General features: G+C 42.6%; 19 protein-coding genes. 6 read left to right on the top strand and 13 right to left on the bottom strand.

Features of this window, described 5'->3' with window-relative positions; translation table 11 throughout:
• Positions 1-47 precede the first annotated feature (47 nt).
• Positions 48-1,214 (top strand): DcaP family trimeric outer membrane transporter, encoded by a 1,167-nt coding sequence (locus tag EXT43_RS05370; protein ID WP_062564841.1) that lies wholly within the window; start codon positions 48-50, stop codon positions 1,212-1,214.
• 192 nt (positions 1,215-1,406) lie between these two features.
• Positions 1,407-3,530, top strand: coding sequence for a TonB-dependent siderophore receptor (locus tag EXT43_RS05365; protein ID WP_062564840.1), 2,124 nt, complete (start codon positions 1,407-1,409; stop codon positions 3,528-3,530).
• A 311-nt stretch (positions 3,531-3,841) separates the two neighbouring features.
• On the opposite strand, the gene recA is transcribed toward EXT43_RS05365, so the two are convergent.
• Complete coding sequence (recA, locus tag EXT43_RS05360; protein ID WP_054560894.1) at positions 3,842-4,888, bottom strand: recombinase RecA; 1,047 nt, start codon at positions 4,886-4,888, stop codon at positions 3,842-3,844.
• A 58-nt stretch (positions 4,889-4,946) separates the two neighbouring features.
• Positions 4,947-5,444, bottom strand: a complete 498-nt coding sequence (locus EXT43_RS05355) for a nicotinamide-nucleotide amidohydrolase family protein (protein ID WP_062564839.1) — start codon at positions 5,442-5,444, stop codon at positions 4,947-4,949.
• Positions 5,445-5,465: 21 nt separating this feature from the next.
• Between EXT43_RS05355 and mutS the strand changes: the two genes are divergently transcribed.
• Complete coding sequence (gene mutS, locus EXT43_RS05350; RefSeq protein WP_055021014.1) at positions 5,466-8,039, top strand: DNA mismatch repair protein MutS; 2,574 nt, start codon at positions 5,466-5,468, stop codon at positions 8,037-8,039.
• Between the two features lie 86 nt (positions 8,040-8,125).
• Here mutS and rpoS read toward each other — a convergent pair whose 3' ends face one another.
• From rpoS to EXT43_RS05295, 11 genes are read right to left on the bottom strand one after another with little or no spacing between them, the layout of a single operon-like run.
• Positions 8,126-9,109 (bottom strand): RNA polymerase sigma factor RpoS, encoded by a 984-nt coding sequence (gene rpoS, locus EXT43_RS05345; protein ID WP_062564838.1) that lies wholly within the window; start codon positions 9,107-9,109, stop codon positions 8,126-8,128.
• Positions 9,110-9,169: 60 nt separating this feature from the next.
• Complete coding sequence (locus EXT43_RS05340) at positions 9,170-9,994, bottom strand: peptidoglycan DD-metalloendopeptidase family protein (protein ID WP_130166526.1); 825 nt, start codon at positions 9,992-9,994, stop codon at positions 9,170-9,172.
• A 42-nt stretch (positions 9,995-10,036) separates the two neighbouring features.
• A complete protein-coding gene (locus EXT43_RS05335) occupies positions 10,037-10,615 on the bottom strand; it encodes a YqaA family protein (protein ID WP_054551145.1) in 579 nt (192 codons plus the stop codon).
• Positions 10,616-10,626: 11 nt separating this feature from the next.
• A complete protein-coding gene (locus EXT43_RS05330; RefSeq protein ID WP_054551144.1) occupies positions 10,627-11,265 on the bottom strand; it encodes a protein-L-isoaspartate(D-aspartate) O-methyltransferase in 639 nt (212 codons plus the stop codon).
• Positions 11,255-12,019: a 5'/3'-nucleotidase SurE gene (gene surE / locus EXT43_RS05325; protein ID WP_130166525.1), complete on the bottom strand. Its 765-nt coding sequence runs from the start codon at positions 12,017-12,019 to the stop codon at positions 11,255-11,257. Before surE ends, EXT43_RS05330 begins: the two co-directional genes overlap by 11 nt.
• Positions 12,020-13,048 (bottom strand): tRNA pseudouridine(13) synthase TruD, encoded by a 1,029-nt coding sequence (locus EXT43_RS05320; RefSeq protein WP_130166524.1) that lies wholly within the window; start codon positions 13,046-13,048, stop codon positions 12,020-12,022. It lies immediately after the preceding gene.
• The gene (ispF, locus tag EXT43_RS05315) at positions 13,045-13,527 is read right to left on the bottom strand and encodes a 2-C-methyl-D-erythritol 2,4-cyclodiphosphate synthase (RefSeq protein WP_055198208.1); all 483 of its coding nucleotides are present in this window, start codon (positions 13,525-13,527) and stop codon (positions 13,045-13,047) included. The genes EXT43_RS05320 and ispF overlap by 4 nt, the downstream gene beginning before the upstream one ends.
• Positions 13,524-14,225 (bottom strand): 2-C-methyl-D-erythritol 4-phosphate cytidylyltransferase, encoded by a 702-nt coding sequence (gene ispD, locus EXT43_RS05310; RefSeq protein ID WP_054560902.1) that lies wholly within the window; start codon positions 14,223-14,225, stop codon positions 13,524-13,526. Before ispD ends, ispF begins: the two co-directional genes overlap by 4 nt.
• Positions 14,215-14,505, bottom strand: coding sequence for a cell division protein FtsB (ftsB, locus tag EXT43_RS05305; protein WP_054560903.1), 291 nt, complete (start codon positions 14,503-14,505; stop codon positions 14,215-14,217). The genes ispD and ftsB overlap by 11 nt, the downstream gene beginning before the upstream one ends.
• 22 nt (positions 14,506-14,527) lie before the next feature.
• A complete protein-coding gene (locus EXT43_RS05300; RefSeq protein WP_130166523.1) occupies positions 14,528-15,160 on the bottom strand; it encodes a hypothetical protein in 633 nt (210 codons plus the stop codon).
• 59 nt (positions 15,161-15,219) lie between these two features.
• Complete coding sequence (locus tag EXT43_RS05295) at positions 15,220-15,702, bottom strand: DUF2947 domain-containing protein (RefSeq protein WP_062564834.1); 483 nt, start codon at positions 15,700-15,702, stop codon at positions 15,220-15,222.
• Positions 15,703-15,780: 78 nt separating this feature from the next.
• On the opposite strand from EXT43_RS05295, the gene EXT43_RS05290 reads away from it, so the two are divergent.
• From EXT43_RS05290 to EXT43_RS05280, 3 genes are read left to right on the top strand one after another with little or no spacing between them, the layout of a single operon-like run.
• Positions 15,781-15,999: a DUF1653 domain-containing protein gene (locus EXT43_RS05290; protein ID WP_055021017.1), complete on the top strand. Its 219-nt coding sequence runs from the start codon at positions 15,781-15,783 to the stop codon at positions 15,997-15,999.
• Positions 16,000-16,051: 52 nt separating this feature from the next.
• Positions 16,052-16,900, top strand: coding sequence for a MoxR family ATPase (locus tag EXT43_RS05285; RefSeq protein WP_054560907.1), 849 nt, complete (start codon positions 16,052-16,054; stop codon positions 16,898-16,900).
• A gap of 1 nt (position 16,901) precedes the next feature.
• Entirely contained in the window at positions 16,902-18,089 is a 1,188-nt protein-coding gene (locus tag EXT43_RS05280; RefSeq protein ID WP_062564833.1) for a VWA domain-containing protein, read from the top strand.
• Positions 18,090-18,213: the final 124 nt, after the last annotated feature.

The following is an 18,213-nucleotide window of genomic DNA, read 5'->3' as shown; positions in this document are numbered from 1 at the left end:
AACAACATTAATGCAATCAACAAGTAGCTTCGACAGGAATACACATTATGACAACAACAAAAGTAACCGCATTAAAGACACTCACAGCTTCAGCTGTTTTATGTGCACTTGCAGGTACCGCTAACGCCGCAACCATTGGTAACACAGACGTTTCTTATGGTGGCTATGTAAAACTTGATGCTATGTGGAGTGATTACTCTGCAGGCGTACCAGCTGGCGGCAGCATTGGCCGTGACTTCTATGTACCAGGTACAACACCGGTAGGCGTAGACAGCGATAGCGATGCAGTATTTGACATGCATGCCCGCCAATCTCGCTTTAACCTAGGTACAGCAACAAAATTAGACGATGGGAAAACCATCAAAACTAAAATTGAAATAGACTTTATTGCTTCAGCGCCGGGCGGTAACGAACGTGTTAGTAACTCTTACGCGCCTCGTATTCGTCAAGCATTTGTGACTTATGATGGTTGGTTATTTGGTCAAGCTTGGTCAAACTTTCAAAACGTAGGTGCATTACCAGAAACACTCGACTTCGTCGGTCCTGCAGAAGGTACTGTGTTCGTACGTCAAGCACAGGCACGTTACACTACCGGTAATTGGTCATTCTCTATCGAAAACCCAGAGAGCACAGTCACAGTTGGCGGCGCACGTGTAGCTACTGATGATGCATCAATGCCTGACTTTACAGCACGTTACGCACATAAAGCTGACTGGGGTGAATTAGTATTTACCGGTCTTGCTCGCCAGTTAACTTATAAACAAAATGGCATTGATGCAGATACATCATCGTTCGGTATCAGTGCATCTGGTAAAGTAAATTTTGGCCAAAACAACCTTAAATTTATGTTAACTCAAGGCTCAGGTTTAGGCCGCTACATTGGTTTAAACGTAGCCAATGGTGCTGTGCTTGACGGTGATGATTTAGATGCAATTGATTCAACATCAGGTTTCATTGCCTATCAACAACACTGGAACAGCCAATGGCGCTCAACTTTCCTTTATTCATTCTTTTCAGCAGATAACAACACAGATTTACTTGCTGTGACTGGCGACCCTACAGAAATGAGCCAAAGCTATAGTGCCAACCTTTTGTATTCGCCTGTTAAAAAGCTTACATTTGGTGTTGAGTTTAAACATGCTGAGCGTGAGTTAGAAAGCGGTGCTGACGGCGATATGGACCGTCTGCAGTTCTCTGCAAAATACGTATTTTAAGATTTAAACTTATTTTACTTCCTGAAGCGGCTTCGGCCGCTTTTTTTATATCTCCTTTTTATATTTCTGTGCCCTTTAAACTTTTTTGCAAACAATTACTCACTAAAACAGCAAACCCTAATTGCAAATTATTTTCATTTAGATTAAATTACGCATTAATTTCACTATTCATTGAACTAATTGGAACTTTGCATGTCATCAACAAAATTTTTGCGCTTATCTCAATTAAGCCTTGTGACCTCAGCACTTTTAAGTGGCCACGCTTTTGCAGAACAACAAAAAGAAGAACAAGCAATTGAAAAAATTGCCGTGTATGGCCAGCATCATAAAAACTACATCACTGAAGAAGCACAGTCAGCAACCAAATTAGGGCTAACAATTAAAGAAACGCCACAGTCAATCTCTGTTGTATCACGTGCGCTAATGGATGACTTCTCACTCGATAACCTTAATGCTGTACTTGAAAGCACACCGGGTGTCACTGTTGAGCAAATAGAAACTGACCGTACTTATTTTAAAGCTCGTGGTTTTGAGATCACCAACTTCCAAGTTAATGGCATGGGTATGCCGCAAGACAACGGTTCAATCCAAGGTACTCTTGATACTTCTATTTTCGATAGTGTTGAAATTGTACGTGGTGCCAATGGTTTAATGACAGGTGCTGGTAACCCATCAGCAACAGTCAACATGGTTCTAAAGCGCCCTACTTATCAAACGCAAGTAAATGCGTCTGTATCGTATGGTTCTTGGGATAACAAGCGTTTAGAGCTTGACGCTTCAACTGCTATCAACGAAAACCACGCTGTACGTGCTGTATTTACCAAGCACAAAACTGAGTCATACCTTGACCGTTACGAGCAAGATAAAACAATTTATTACCTAGCCTACGAAGGCCAGCTAACTGATAGCACAGTAGTAACTGCAAACTATGTAAATCAAAAGAAAGATGCTGATAGCCCACTGTGGGGTGCCTTACCGCTTTATTACAGCGATGGTTCAGCAACAAACTTTGACGCTTCAACTAGCACAGCGTCTGATTGGTCATACTGGAATAACACAACTGAGCAGCTGTTCTTATCAATTGAGCAAGCAATTACCAATACTTGGTTCTTAAAAGCCAGCTACGCACACCTAGAAAATGAGCAAGACTCAGAGCTTTTCTATGTTTATGGTACACCTGATAGAGAAACAGGTCTTGGCTTAACGGGTTATGCGAGTGAATATGACCACAAAGATAAGCACGATATTTTAGATATTTACGCAACGGGTAAATTTGATTTATTTGGTATGGAACATGATCTGTCGTTTGGTGTAAACCAAGCAGATATGGATAACAAAGATAAATCATTGTATGACCGTACAACAGGCAATGGTTTCCCTGCAATGCCTGAGCTAGGTGGTTGGGATGGTGTTGCGCCAGTGCCAACACTTACCGATGGTTTAACAGGTGCTGATATCACCAGCCGTCAACGCTCAGCGTATATTTCAACACGTATCCGTGCAACTGACTCATTCAGTGTGTTAGCAGGTGTGAGCCAAGTAAATTGGGAAACTGAAGGTGCCTCTTACGGCGTTGCAAAAGACAAAGATAGCGACCAAACTGTGCCTTACTTCGGTGCTGTGTATGATATCAACGAAAGCTTCTCAACTTATGCAAGCTACACAGAAACCTTCGTACCGCAAACAGAGCGTGACATCAATGGCGATTACTTAGATCCAATCACAGGTAAAAGCAGCGAAGTTGGTGTGAAAGCACAGCTACTTGATGACGACTTATTTGTAACAGTTGCTTACTTTGACGCTAAACAAGTTGGCCTTGCTGTTGCTATCCCTGATTCATTACCTGATGACACTCGCTACTATGGCGCAGATGGCATTAACAGCGACGGTATTGAAGTAGAACTTAGTGGTCAAATCAACGAAACACTGAGTGCGAGCTTTAGCTACAGCAACCTAAACATTGATGGTGATGAGTTAGTAAAAGACTACACACCTGAAAACCAGTTCAAACTTGCTGTAACTCATAAAGTGCCTGAGATTGATGGTTTAACCTTTGGCCTAAACTATCGTTGGCAAGACGATACAAAGCGCGTACAAGTGCGTGATGCGGCAACAAATGCTGCACTTATCACCACAACGCAAGATGCGTACGGCCTATTAAACCTAATGGCAACCTACGATATTAACGACAATATGAGCGTTAACTTGAACGTTAATAACGTGACCAACGAAAAGTACATCCATAGTCTTTTCTGGGCTCAAGGTTATTACGGCGCACCGCGTAACTACTCAGTGTCTTTCAACTGGCAGCTGTAAGCTTGAGCTAGAAGCTGTAAGCTGTAAGCTGTAAGTTTTAAGCTGTAAGCTGTAAGCTGAAAGTTTTAAGCTGTAAGCTGTAAGTTTTAAGCTTTAAGCTTTAAGCTTTAAGCTTTAAGCACATGAAAGAGTTGCAAGAGTAAAGTTTACCTTTTCTAACTTTACTCTCGCTAACTTTACTCTCGCTAACTTTCCCCTTGCTAACTTTACTCTCGCTAACTTTCACCCATAAAAAAACCGCTAACTATGTAGCGGTCTTTTTTGTGTTAAGTGCGGGTCAAATCACGCTTAACTGTACTCTTTTGCGGTGTTTATAGCTCGTCTTCAGCTAATAGGCCTGCATCTTCACCATCTTCTGGTTGTTCTGTTGCCTGAAGTAATAGCATCTCACGTAACTTACCTTCGATCTCATCTGCGATCTCTGGGTTGTCTTTTAAGAACTTAATTGAGTTTGCTTTACCTTGACCAACTTTGCTGCCATTGTAGCTGTACCAAGCACCTGATTTTTCAACAATCTTATGCTTAACACCTAGGTCAATTAACTCGCCTTGTTTAGAAATGCCTTCGCCATACATGATGATGAACTCAGCTTGTTTAAACGGCGGAGCAACCTTGTTTTTAACAACTTTAACGCGAGTTTCGTTACCAACAACCTCGTCGCCTTCTTTCACAGAACCAATACGACGAATATCGATACGTACTGAAGAGTAGAATTTAAGTGCGTTACCACCTGTTGTTGTTTCAGGGTTACCAAACATAACACCAATTTTCATACGGATTTGGTTGATGAAAATACATAGTGTGTTTGAACGCTTGATGTTACCTGTAAGCTTACGTAATGCCTGTGACATTAAACGAGCTTGTAGACCCATGTGTGAGTCACCCATGTCACCTTCGATTTCAGCTTTAGGTGTTAAAGCTGCTACCGAGTCAACAATCACAACATCAACAGCACTTGAACGAACTAACATGTCACAGATTTCTAATGCTTGCTCACCAGTATCTGGTTGAGAAACAAGTAAGTCATCAATGTTTACACCCAATTTTTGTGCGTATACAGGATCTAGAGCGTGCTCAGCATCTACGAATGCACACGTTTTACCTTGCTTTTGAGCTTCAGCGATAACTTGTAAAGTAAGCGTTGTTTTACCTGATGATTCAGGACCATACACTTCAACAATACGACCCGTAGGCAAACCACCAATACCTAGTGCGATATCGATACCTAGTGAACCTGTTGAGATTGCTTCAATATCTAGGGCTTTATTGTCGCCCAGTTTCATAATTGAGCCTTTACCAAATTGACGCTCAATTTGTGATAAAGCAGCGTCTAAGGCTTTTTGTTTGTTATCGTTCATTCTGTTCTCCAAATCCGGCTAATGCAGACAGTATACTGTATGAAATCACAGTATCAAGCTAATTTTCAGATTTTATCAATTCAATTATATTTTTTAATGAGTAAACAATAGCTTGCAGTCTAACTTCAGCTCGATCGCCAGAGAAAACTTGCTGACTTGGGTAGTTTTGACCAGCAAAATGAATGCAAAACCATACTAATCCCACAGGTTTATCCAGTGTTCCACCACCGGGGCCTGCTATTCCCGAAATAGCTATTGCGATATCTGAATTTGCTGCTTTTGCTGCCCCCGATGCCATTTCAACAACGGTTTGCTCACTCACCGCACCAAAGCTGTTTAAGGTCTGCTCGCTAACGCCAATGAGCTCATGTTTTGCTTGGTTACTATAAGTGACAAACGCTCGATCAATATAATTAGAACTGCCTGGGGTATCGGTTAGTGCATAACTCACTCCACCACCAGTGCATGACTCTGCGGTAGTGATCCATAAGCGTTTATCCGTTAAAATAGCTCCTAATTTCGCAGCAAGTGTTTTAATCTCTTGATGTAATTCCATATTCAGCCTTTGGGTAAATACATGTCGTTTGATCTTTATGCACCGCACACTATAAAACAACAAACCCCTATGATGCAGCAGTATCTAAAAATAAAAGCCGAGCACCGGGATATTTTATTGTTTTATCGTATGGGCGACTTTTACGAACTTTTCTTTGATGATGCCAAGCGTGCAGCGCAACTTCTTGATATTTCTCAAACCCATCGAGGTAAAGCCGGTGGCGATCCCATTCCAATGGCAGGCGTACCCTATCACGCAGTCGAAAACTACTTAGCTCGCCTTGTACAAATGGGTGAGTCAGTAGCTATTTGTGAACAAGTTGGTGACCCAGCGACTAGCAAAGGCCCTGTTGAGCGTAAAGTTGTACGTATTGTTACACCGGGCACAATTTCTGACGAAGCGTTATTACAAGAACGCCAAGACAACTTACTAACCAGTGTATGGCAAAATAAACAAGGCCTATATGGTATTGCTTACTTAGATATTAACTCTGGCCGATTCAATGTGTTAGAAGTTAATACCGATGAAGCATTTAGCTCAACATTACAGCGTTTAGCCCCTGCTGAGCTGCTTTACAGTGAAACATTTGCAAATGTGCACTTAATTGAACATATCAAAGGTGCGCGTCGTCGCCCAGAATGGGAATTTGATCTAGATACAGCGCAGCATTTACTTTGCGATCAATTTGGCACCAAAGATTTAGTTGGTTTTGGAGTAGACAAAGCACACGCAGCTTTAGTCGCTGCAGGCTGCTTAATGCAATACGTAAAAGACACTCAGCGTATAGCCCTGCCGCATATTCGTGCAATCACCCTTGAACAAAACGAACACGCGGTGATCTTAGATGCAGCAACTCGTAAAAACCTTGAACTAACGGTTAATTTATCGGGTGGTTACGAAAACACTCTTGCACAAGTACTTGATAAAACAGCCACAGCTATGGGGTCACGCTTATTAAAGCGTCGTATTCATACCCCTGTGCGCAGCAAAACAGAGCTCAACTCTCGACTAAACGCAATTAGCGCAATTATCGATGCGCAATTATGTGGTGAGCTACAAGAGTCATTAAAGCAAATTGGCGATATTGAACGTGTTATTGCACGCCTAGCGCTTTGCACTGCTAGGCCGCGAGATTTAACGCGCCTGCGTAGCGCGCTGCAAGCTCTCGCGCCACTTCACGAACTATTACTAGATGCTAACGATCCGCGTATTAGTCAAATTATTGCTAAGTCGCAACAGTTACCTGAACTACAAGATTTACTAGAGCGTGCTGTAATCGAAACCCCACCGGTGCTTATTCGTGATGGGGGTGTGATTGCACCAGGTTACAACAGCGAACTTGATGAATGGCGAGCGCTAAGCCAAGGTGCTACCGATATTCTTGAAAAGCTTGAAGAGCGTGAGCGTGAGCGCACTGGCATTAGCACCTTAAAAATTGGTTATAACAAAGTGCATGGCTTTTTTATTGAAGTAAGCCGCGCTAACTCACATTTAGTTCCTGCGGATTATATTCGCCGCCAAACGCTAAAAAATAATGAGCGCTATATTATCCCAGAGCTTAAAGAGCATGAGGATAAAGTACTTGGTAGCCAGTCAAAAGCGCTAGCGCTTGAAAAACAGCTTTACGAGCAACTCTTTGAGTTTATTGCTCCGCACATTGAGCAGCTACAAACAATGGCAGCTGTTCTAGCAGATTTAGATGTACTGAACAATTTAGCCGAACGTGCACAAGCGCTTAATTATGCTAAGCCAACTCTGTGCGATAACGATAACATCAGTATTAAGCAAGGTCGCCACCCGGTAGTAGAGCAGGTAATGAAAGACCCGTTTATAGCTAACCCTGTAGAGCTTAATAACGACCGTAAAATGCTGATTATCACAGGTCCAAATATGGGTGGTAAATCGACCTATATGCGCCAAACTGCACTTATTGTTCTAATGGCTCACATTGGTTGTTACGTTCCTGCTGATAGTGCAGAAATTGGGAATATTGACCGTATCTTTACGCGTATTGGCGCAAGTGATGACCTAGCATCAGGACGCTCAACCTTCATGGTTGAAATGACCGAAACAGCAACTATTTTAAATAACGCCACAGCACAATCACTGGTACTGATGGATGAAATTGGTCGCGGTACCTCAACTTATGATGGCTTATCGCTTGCCTATGCAACGGCTGATTATTTAGCATCAAAAATTGCCGCTAAGACCTTATTTGCAACCCACTATTTTGAGTTAACCGAACTGGCCGAGCAAAAAACGGGGTTAGTTAATGTGCACCTAGATGCCATTGAGCACAACGACACCATTGCCTTTATGCATACCGTGCTTGAAGGCGCAGCAAGCAAGAGCTTTGGTTTACAAGTTGCTGCCTTGGCTGGTGTACCAAAAGCGGTTATCCAACAAGCAAAACAAAAGCTTAAAATGCTTGAGAACCATCAACCTGTTACTGCTCCTATTGAGCAACAACAGCAAACATTAAGTTTTGATGATGAGCCTTCTGAGCTTGAATTAACCTTAAAACAGCTTGATCCAGATAGCTTAACGCCAAGACAAGCACACCAACTACTGTATCAATTAAAAGATTTACTGTAGTGAAATAAAAGAGGCATAAAAAAAGCTGACGTAACGTCAGCTTTTTTGTGTGTTCTAGACCCGAAGGCCTATGTATTGTTGTCAAATTAGGTGAATTGGTCGAATAGGCTATCTGTACTTAACCCTTCGTGTTGCAAAATGTCTTTTAAGCGACGTAATGCTTCAACTTGTATTTGTCTTACACGTTCCCGTGTTAAGCCAATTTCACGACCAACATCTTCAAGGGTTGATGGCTCATAGCCTAGTAAACCAAAACGACGAGCAAGTACTTCACGCTGTTTCGGGTTTAACTCTCCAAGCCAATCAACAATGTGCTTGTTAATGTCATTACTCTGTACTTCGCCCTCTGGACCATAGTCTTTCTCATCGGCGATAATATCTAATAACGCTTTGTCATTTTCACCGCCGATAGGTGTATCCACCGAGGTGATTTTTTCGTTTAAACGCAGCATCTTAGTGACATCTTCAACCGGCTTATCTAAGCACTCTGCAATTTCTTCTGCGGTTGGTTCATGGTCAAGTTTCTGCGTTAATTCACGGGCTGTTCTTAAATAAACATTAAGCTCTTTAACCACGTGAATAGGTAAACGAATCGTACGTGTTTGGTTCATGATGGCACGTTCGATAGTTTGACGTATCCACCAAGTTGCATAAGTTGAAAAACGAAAACCACGTTCTGGGTCAAATTTCTCAACGGCTCTGATAAGGCCTAAATTACCTTCTTCAATAAGGTCTAGTAGCGCAAGGCCACGGTTGTTATAGCGGCGGGCAATTTTCACCACTAAACGTAAATTACTTTCAATCATTCGCTTGCGAGAGGCTTCACAGCCTTTCAGTGCTTTTCGAGCAAAATAAACTTCTTCTTCTGCGCTTAGCAGCGGAGAAAAACCAATCTCACCAAGATACAGCTGTGTAGCATCTAAATTCTTGGCAACTTCTTCTTTTGCAAAAATTTCATCTTCGTTGTCGACTTCTTCAAGTAATTCAGAAGACTCTTCTTCGACTACCGTGTCATCAAATTTATCGTCAATCGCGTCAGTTTTTTTCTCAAGTTTTGCTGTGTGACCCATAAGCGTCCTCCCGAGCAAATATGTGATTGAGCTAAATCACTTTATCAATACCCTAAATGGCTAAGGTAGATACTTAGCAGGATTGACTGCTTGACCCCGATAACGAATTTCAAATCTCAAAGCCGTAACCGAAGAGTCTGAACTGCCCATTTCTGCTATTTTCTGCCCTGCCTTTACTTCCTGTTTTTCCTTTACAAGCAACTTTGAATTGTGCGCGTAAGCGCTTAGGTAATCATCATTGTGTTTCAATATGATTAAATTACCGTAACCCCTCAATGCGTTGCCCGCGTATACCACAGTTCCATGTGCAGCAGCTAAAACAGAAGCCCCTTGTTTATTAGTGATCTGTAATCCTTTAAAACCGTTCTCTTTATTAGAGAAGCGTTTTGTGACTTTACCTTTTGCAGGCCAGCCCCATACAACTTTGGCATTAGAATTACGCTTTTTTTCACTAATTATTTTGTTGGCTTGTTTCTGAACATACTCTCGTTGTTTTGGCTGATCAAGCCCTTTCTTTAATTTTTTGTTATTTTTTTGTATAGAAAAAGTAGACTTTTTACTCGAATTCGTATATTTTTTCGTCTTTTTTGATTTTTGTGCCGATTTTGTGAGCGAAATACTCTGCCCAGGGAAGATGGTATAAGGTGCTGGAATATCGTTTATTTTTGCGAGCGTTCGAAAATCTTGCTGAGCGCTAAAAGCAATTGAATACAAAGTATCGCCCTTTTTGACTACATATTTTGAGCCAGAGATATTTACTTTGCGTGTGGCGGGTTTAACTTTATTATCTAAACTACTAACCGGTGCCGGTGCTTCGCGAGAAGTACAACCAAAGAGCAAAATACTAAGAAACAAAGTAACATAGACTGTTAACTGCCTGCTCATCGTAAAATGCTCCTTATCGTACTAGTTTAATGGTTTTGCGGGTTATCGTAGTAAAAAGTACGCAACCACAACTAAAACAACTAATCCCCAGCCAAGCGCTTCAACATATTGACGTAATTTTTGCTCCATTTTAACGCCGCCCCACTTCATTAAAGCCGACACTAAGAAGAAACGCGCGCCACGACCTATTGCCGAGGCAATTAAAAATGGCAAGAATGCCATTTGCATCAAACCTGCACCTATGGTGAAAACCTTATAAGGTATAGGAGAGAAGCCCGCTAAAAACACCACCCATACACCATAGTTTTCAAACCAACTTAGCGCTGTGTCAAATTTAGCTTGCCAACCCATTTGCGCAATCAGCGGCTCAACTACAGGTTCGAATAACCAAAAGCCAAGTAAGTAACCTAAAATACCGCCAATCACTGAAGCAATAGTCGTAAAGCTGGCAAAGCGCCATGCTTTATCTGGCTGAGCAAGCGACATAGGGGCTAGCATGACATCCGGTGGCACCGGAAAAAAAACAGATTCAGCAAAACTCATCCCTGCTAAATAACGCTCCGCATGACGGTGTTTAGCCCATACCAGCGCCATATCATATAACTTAGTAAACAACTTCAAAGTATAACGTCCTATTCAATATCACCAGGTACCAAAGGTACAAATCTTACTGGTGCAACTTTATGTTCTGTAAATGTATCGCCATTTCTAACGACCATCATTAATTGCTGATCTTGCTCACCGATAGGTGCAATCATAACGCCCCCATCAGCAAGTTGTGCCAGAAGTCCTTGTGGCATAGTGGCCGCAGCGGCAGTAACAATAATCCCCTCAAATGGAGCTTGCGACTGCCAGCCTTGCCAACCGTCACCGTGTTTCATGGTGACATTATATAAATCAAGCTTATGCAAACGGCGTTTTGCTTGCCATTGCAATGCTTTAATACGCTCTACCGAGCACACTTTAGTGAAGGTTTTTGCCAATATTGCCGTTTGGTAGCCAGAGCCTGTGCCAATTTCGAGCACTTTATCACGTACGCCTGCTAAGCGAAGCAGCTCTGTCATGCGTGCGACAATATATGGCTGCGAAATCGTTTGTCCTTGACCGATTGGCAATGCGGTATTTTGATAAGCTTTGTGCTGCAAAACATCATCAATAAAAATGTGTCTGGGTGTTGAGGCAATCGCTTCAAGCACCGTACTGTCTTCTACACCCTCGCGTTTTAATAATTCAGCTAATGCCAATGCACTGCGATTATAATTAGTCAGCACTATTAATCTCCATATTTGCTAACCAGCTATCGACGGCTTGTAAGCTCTCTTTCGCCGTCATATCAACACTAAGTGGGGTCACTGATGCATAACCATTATTAATGGCATAAAAATCAGTGCCTTCACCTGCATCACTTTCAGCACCAAGGGTACCATACCAATAAATGTCACGGCCCCATGGGTCTTGTTGCTTCGTCATGGTTTCAGCTTTATGACGCGAACCTAAACGGGTTACCTTAACTCCTTTAAGCTCTGTAAGCGGAATATCTGGCACGTTTAAGTTGATGATTTGATCTTTCGGTAATGGGTGCGATGCCAACTCTTTGATAATACTCACCGCAACCGCAGCTGCAGTTTCAAAGTGATTTCCTTTTTTAGAACATAACGACACTGCAATGGCAGGTAGCCCTAAGTGACGGCCTTCAGTGGCAGCGGCAACGGTACCTGAATACAAGGTATCATCACCTAGGTTGGCGCCGTGGTTTATTCCTGCAACCACTAGATCTGGCTGCTGCTCGACTAATTCATTAACTCCCAAATGCACACAGTCAGTCGGCGTGCCATTAATCGAAATAAAGCCATTATCAAGGGTGGTTGCACGCAATGGGTTCATGAGCGTTAATGAATTACTTGCGCCACTACAATTACGATCTGGCGCTACTAAGGTCACATCTGCTATTTGCGTCAATGCATGATACAAAACCGCAATCCCTTTAGCATGTACGCCATCATCATTGCTCAATAAGATTTTCATTTACGCATCCTTTTGTTTTTGTTCTCTGGGGCTTGCATCTTGATAGTCCACCAGCTCACGCAGCAGGGCGGTAGCAAAACAGCCTTTTGGTAAACCAAAACTTAACTTTAAAGTAGTTTCATCAATCGTTTCAACAGCTAATGAATCAGGAATAAGTCGTAACATTCTACGCTCATTCTTAAGGCCAAGTTCGCTAAGGCCATCTATCCAAGACTGATAAGGTTCGAGCCACACTTTTTCGGTTTCGGTCAGGCCTTTTTCGCCTTTACCAACCATAGGTGCCGACATCACAATATCGCCAGACGCTAAGCGCGCAATATTGTCATCACTAATATTGTCTTCAAAAAATGCATTACTGCCGCTGAGCATAAACACTTCGCGGTGCATTGTTTTCGCAAGGCCATGCTCAGCAACCCGCATACTCACGATTTCATTAAATACATAAGAGCGCGCAGCTGAAATAACTAAGCCACGCAATTTTTTATCGCGGATACGCTCTCCAGCAAACATGCGCTTTGCCATTTCAAGGTTGTGACCACCATGCCCAAAGCGCTGCTCGCCAAAGTAATTAGGCACACCAGCACGCACCGCGTTGATACGGCACAAAATATCCAGCGGCTCAGTGACATTACGTAATGTAATGGTAAAGCGGTTACCTTTATGACAACCGGTTCTGAGCTTACGGTTATGGCGCTGTTGCGATATTACAAAAAACTGCTCGTTATTCAGTTCGCTAAATTCTATGTGCTTTTTAATGGGAACTGGCACGCTAAACCATTGGGTACACACGCCATGACGGTCTTTTAAGCCTGCATAACTCACATCACGTGGAGATACCCCTGCTTTTTCGGCAATGCGTTTCGCAATAAACTGAGTATTTTCGCCTTTTTTTACAACCTGCAAGCAAACATGTTCACCAGAACCGGTAAACTCAATACCTAAGTCTTCATCAACCATGAAGTCTTCAGCATGGGTTTTAAAGTCAGCCTTAGAAAGAGGTTTACCGTATAGGTAGTTTAACTCACTCATGCGCTTTGTTTGCTCATAATCACCACTGCGTGGCTTGAGATACCTTCTTTACGACCTTCAAACCCAAGCTTCTCAGTGGTTGTTGCTTTCACATTAACTTGTGAAATATCAGCTTCAAGGTCTTGGCATAAGTTTTCACGCATAGCTTGAATATGTGGCAACATTTTTGGTGCTTGCGCAACAATCGTGACGTCGGCATTGCCAAGTACATAACCTTGCTCTTTAGCAAGCCCAACCACGTGGCGTAGTAAAATTCGGCTATCAATATTTTCGTATTCGCTAGCAGTATCAGGGAAATGCTTGCCAATATCACCCATTGCCAATGCGCCTAAAATGGCATCACACAATGCGTGAATGGCAACATCACCATCTGAATGAGCTAAAAAGCCTTGTGGGTAATCTATTTTTTCACCACAAATTACCAACGGGCCTTCGCCGCCAAATTTGTGTACATCAAAGCCATGGCCAATTCGAATCATGAGGTACTCTCGTTTTGTTGTTTTTGCAGTAAAAATGCTGCTAAATCTAAATCTTCTGGGGTGGTGATTTTAATGTTGTCACTGCGACCTGCAACCAGCTTAACAGGCTGCTTAGCCCATTCAATTGCCGATGCCTCATCAGTGATAGTCACACCATTTTTAAGGGCACTTGATAGCGCATTAGTAAGCGCTTGATAAGGGAAAAGCTGAGGGGTGAGTGCCTGCCATAAATCATCACGTGGCACCGTTTGCTCACTGTGGGTATGACCGCGCTTAATGGTGTCTTTTACTTTTGACGCTAAAATACCGCCTTCATTGGCAGCGATACATTCAGTTATTAAACGCTGAATATCAGCAAGACACACTAACGGCCTTGCCGCATCGTGAACAAGTACCCAATCAGGTGGGTTGTCAGCAAGTGATAGCAAGGCGTTAAGCACAGAATCAGCGCGCTCTTTACCACCACTCACACGCTCAATACGCTTATCTATGTGTGGTAAATCAGCAAAGTAGCCGTCATCATCGCTAATTGCTACTTTGATGGTGTTTAATTCGTTAAGTTCTGCAAGTTTACTTAGGGTATGTTCTAAAATAGTTTTACCCGCAAGTTCAATATACTGCTTTGGCGCCGAATGCTGCATTCGACTGCCAACTCCCGCAGCGGGAACAATGGCGGTGATAGTTTGCTTAGTGTTCATTTTGCTGTTGACCTGGTAATACGCGAATAAAGGTTTCGCCAGGTTTAATCATTCCTAATTCATTACGCGCCCGCTCTTCGATGCCCTCTTGACCGAGTTTTAAGTCTTCAATATCGGCTTTGAGCACTTTATTGCGCTTTAATAATTTCGCATTGGTGTCTTGATGAGAGGTAACCGCTTGTTTTAAACGAGTGTAATCTTGCACCCCATTATGGCCAAACCATAAGCGGTACTGAATAAATAAAGCCAAACACAACAAGGCGAATTGAAAAACCCGCATTGAACACTCCTTCGCGGTTAAATTAAGTCAAAGGGCGTTTTAAATTACGCCAATTTATATTGCTTGCTAACAGCATTTCTCTTAATGACAAACGCTTAGGTGTGATGCGTTTATTAAATTGCCATTGATGACCGCAACACGCCGCTGCCATCACCGCCTTTGCAGGCTTAAGCAATTGAATATGCGTGTTTTCTAGCGATTCACCGGAAGTATCAAACCAACCAAGCTCGTTGCAATGTACCTTATTGTCGCTTACTTGATCTAAGCTGTCTATGCGAACGGTTGTACATTGCTCGTCATTAATTAACACGGGAACAATTAACCCGCGCTTAGCATGTTGACTATAAAAGTCTTTTGAGTCTCTTTTGTTATAAACAGGCGGCGTTGTTTTTTGTTTTTCAAGCCAACTGCCATTTTGTGAATCGAGCTGTAGTGGCGCATCACCACTGACAATACGCATAGCTAAACGCTCAATATAGTAAGGCAGGCTTGCTAATAAACGTTTTAGCCTTGCTGTATCAGGTTCATCAACTAAACGCGGGATCTCACGAGCATAAAATGCATTACATAACTGCGCATACAAAGCTTGCTCGGCATCAGTTTGCCAAATTTCGGCTTGTTGCGAGTGTTCGCTCTGTGAAGTTGGTTTAGACAATGCGCGCTCTTATAAAACAATTGCTTGACTGTTTTATAGCATAGAGCGTTTATTGAGCGCTACTTTACTGCGCCTTTTTTACCCAATTTTGCGTTACCAGTTTCTAAAAACTGCACCACTGCATCACGCTTTTTACCTAATAACAAACTACCATCAGCTAAAAACATAAAGTTTTGCCAACAACGTTTAAAAACGGCAAAGCTGGTTTCAATAATATTGTCGCGAGCCATGCAAAAATAAACAGTGGTGTTTGCTTCCCACTCTAAGTGGTTAAGGATTTCTTCTGGTAACTGCTCATCGCCCGCTTCCCATGCACTTTCCCAGTTAATGGTCTCTGAAAAGCTGTCGTCTTTGCCGCACCAATCTGTTTTATCAAAAAAGTCAGGGTGATCATGCTCGCGGCTCACCATAGTAGTCCATAAAACCGCAGCGCGTTCAGCGCTCATTGGTTTAATTTGTGCTGCGTCTTCGCTGCTTATCGGCATATCTTTATGACGAAAAACCCAGGCTTTTTTGTATTCATCTAACGAAATATAATTCATAGTTTAGGCAGTTTGTTTCAGCGTAAAATGTGCAAACTGCAATTATACCCAAATGACTCCAAGATGCGAGATAAACACATGACAATCAAACCCGGTATTTACCAACATTACAAAGGTCCAAAATACAAAGTTGAATATGTTGCTACTCATAGCGAAACGAATGAGCCACTGGTAATTTATCAAGCGCTATACGGCGAATTTGGCATGTGGGCACGCCCGCTTAGTATGTTTACAGAAACCGTCACTGTGGAGGGTAAAACGATACCGCGTTTTGCATACCTTTCAGACGCCGACTAACTGTGGCATCATGACGCTATTAATCACTGCTCAGACCAGATAAGGTGACATCGTGCTTTTTAATTCAACCGACAACTACATTGCCAGTAACTCATTAAAACAAGCGGTTAACGCAGCGATCTTGCTCGAAAAACCGTTGCTAATAAAAGGTGAGCCTGGCACAGGTAAAACCATGCTGGCCGAGGAGCTTGCAAAAAGCTTAGACACCACACTAATTCAGTGGCACATCAAATCAACCACTAAGGCGCAGCAAGGCCTGTATGAATATGATGCGGTATCGCGCCTTCGCGACAGCCAGTTAGGTGACGAGCGAGTGCACGATATCAGCAACTACATTGTAAAAGGGAAATTATGGCAAGCCTTTACTTATGGTGAGCAACATAACAAGCGCCCTGTACTATTGATTGATGAAATCGACAAAGCCGATATTGAATTTCCCAACGACTTGCTATTAGAGCTCGATAAAATGGAGTTTCATGTTTATGAGACCGGCGAGCGCGTTATTGCAAAGCAACGTCCGATTGTGATCATTACGTCGAATAATGAAAAAGAGCTGCCAGATGCCTTTTTACGTCGTTGTTTTTTCCATTACATTGATTTTCCAAGTAGTGAAGAAATGGCGCAAATTATCGATGTGCATCACCCTCACGTTAAACAAGACCTAGTTCGCCAAGCACTTGAGGTGTTCTTTAATCTACGTGACGTAAACGGCATTAAGAAAAAACCATCAACCAGCGAATTACTTGATTGGTTAAAACTGCTGATGGCTGAAGATATAGATGCTAAAACACTGCATGATAAAAGCCAAAAAGGCGGCTTAATGCCAATGTTTGGCGCGTTATTAAAGAACGAGCAAGACATTAGCTTAGTCGAAAAACTTGCGTTTATGAGCCGCCGTTAAGATGTTAATTGCGTTTTTCTTCAAGCTTCGCGAATACCGCTTACCTGCTAGTTTGCGAGAGCTACTTGATTTGATCAATGCGCTCAAGCAAGGGGTTATTTTTGCCGATGTTGACGCGTTTTATTACTTAGCGCGTACCATCATGGTCAAGGATGAAACCCACTTTGATCGTTTTGATAAAGCCTTTGCAGATTACTTTAGTGGTGTGGCCGACCTCGATCTGCTCGAAAGCTTAAAACAGCAACATGCCTTGCCTGATGATTGGCTACGCAAAGAGTTTGAAAAGCACTTAAGTGAAGAAGAAAAAGCGCAATTACAAGCCATGGGCGGCCTTGATAAACTCATGGAAACCCTCAAGCAACGCCTTGAAGAGCAGCAAAAGCGCCATGCTGGAGGTAATAAGTGGGTAGGTACCGGTGGCACTTCGCCATTTGGCGCCTATGGTTATAACCCTGAAGGTGTGCGTATTGGTCAAGACGGTAACCGACATCGCCGTGCGGTAAAAGTATGGGATAAACGCAGCTACCGAAACCTTGATAGTGACCGTGAAATCGGCTCGCGCACCATTAAACTCGCTCTAAAAAAACTTCGTAAATTTGCCCGTACTGGTGCAAGCGATACTCTCGATTTAACCGAAACCATTCGCGCAACCGCAAAGCAAGGCGGCATGCTCGATGTAAAAATGGCACCAGAGCGCCATAATGCGGTAAAAGTATTGATGCTGTTTGATATCGGCGGTTCAATGGATGATTACATTCATACCTGTGAAGAGTTATTTAGTGCCGCCCACAGCGAATTTAAGCATCTTGAGTTTTACTATTTTCATAACTGTTTGTATGAGCATGTTTGGCAAGACAACGAACGTCGTCACTCTAACGTCATTGATACCATGACCTTGATTAACAAGTTCACCAGCGACTACAAGGTGATCTTTGTTGGTGATGCCACCATGGGTCCTTACGAAATAGCCTACCCCGGTGGCAGCGTTGAGCATTGGAATGAAGAACCCGGCAGCGCTTGGCTAAACCGCATAACCAATCACTTTGATAAAGTCGCCTGGCTCAACCCACAACCCGTTGAACACTGGCGCTATTATCAATCGATAGATTTTATAAAGCAGTTAATGGACAACCGCATGTACCCACTCACGCTAGATGGGATTAGTAATGCGATTAGGGAGTTGAGTTAAAGTTAGAAAGTTAGAAAGTAGAAAGTAGAAAGTAGAAAGTAGAAAGTTAGAAAGTTAGAAAGTTAGAAAGTTAGAAAGTTAGAAAGTTAGAAAGTTAGAAAGTTAGAAAGTTAGAAAGTTAGAA

The sequence above is a fragment of the Pseudoalteromonas sp. CO109Y genome (genome assembly GCF_004208935.1).
Classification (GTDB): domain Bacteria; phylum Pseudomonadota; class Gammaproteobacteria; order Enterobacterales; family Alteromonadaceae; genus Pseudoalteromonas; species Pseudoalteromonas shioyasakiensis.
Note: the sequence above shows the minus strand (reverse complement) of the source record. Positions and strands in the feature narration are given on the sequence as shown.

What these genes read in the sequence shown, in the direction of transcription:
- EXT43_RS05370 (WP_062564841.1), top strand. Translation starts at nt 48, where the DNA reads ATGACAACAACAAAAGTAACCGCATTAAAGACACTCACAGCTTCAGCT.
- EXT43_RS05365 (WP_062564840.1), top strand. Translation starts at nt 1,407, where the DNA reads ATGTCATCAACAAAATTTTTGCGCTTATCTCAATTAAGCCTTGTGACC.
- recA (WP_054560894.1), bottom strand. Translation starts at nt 4,888, where the DNA reads ATGAACGATAACAAACAAAAAGCCTTAGACGCTGCTTTATCACAAATT.
- EXT43_RS05355 (WP_062564839.1), bottom strand. Translation starts at nt 5,444, where the DNA reads ATGGAATTACATCAAGAGATTAAAACACTTGCTGCGAAATTAGGAGCT.
- mutS (WP_055021014.1), top strand. Translation starts at nt 5,466, where the DNA reads ATGTCGTTTGATCTTTATGCACCGCACACTATAAAACAACAAACCCCT.
- rpoS (WP_062564838.1), bottom strand. Translation starts at nt 9,109, where the DNA reads ATGGGTCACACAGCAAAACTTGAGAAAAAAACTGACGCGATTGACGAT.
- EXT43_RS05340 (WP_130166526.1), bottom strand. Translation starts at nt 9,994, where the DNA reads ATGAGCAGGCAGTTAACAGTCTATGTTACTTTGTTTCTTAGTATTTTG.
- surE (WP_130166525.1), bottom strand. Translation starts at nt 12,019, where the DNA reads ATGAAAATCTTATTGAGCAATGATGATGGCGTACATGCTAAAGGGATT.
- EXT43_RS05320 (WP_130166524.1), bottom strand. Translation starts at nt 13,048, where the DNA reads ATGAGTGAGTTAAACTACCTATACGGTAAACCTCTTTCTAAGGCTGAC.
- ispF (WP_055198208.1), bottom strand. Translation starts at nt 13,527, where the DNA reads ATGATTCGAATTGGCCATGGCTTTGATGTACACAAATTTGGCGGCGAA.
- ispD (WP_054560902.1), bottom strand. Translation starts at nt 14,225, where the DNA reads ATGAACACTAAGCAAACTATCACCGCCATTGTTCCCGCTGCGGGAGTT.
- ftsB (WP_054560903.1), bottom strand. Translation starts at nt 14,505, where the DNA reads ATGCGGGTTTTTCAATTCGCCTTGTTGTGTTTGGCTTTATTTATTCAG.
- EXT43_RS05295 (WP_062564834.1), bottom strand. Translation starts at nt 15,702, where the DNA reads ATGAATTATATTTCGTTAGATGAATACAAAAAAGCCTGGGTTTTTCGT.
- EXT43_RS05290 (WP_055021017.1), top strand. Translation starts at nt 15,781, where the DNA reads ATGACAATCAAACCCGGTATTTACCAACATTACAAAGGTCCAAAATAC.
- EXT43_RS05280 (WP_062564833.1), top strand. Translation starts at nt 16,902, where the DNA reads ATGTTAATTGCGTTTTTCTTCAAGCTTCGCGAATACCGCTTACCTGCT.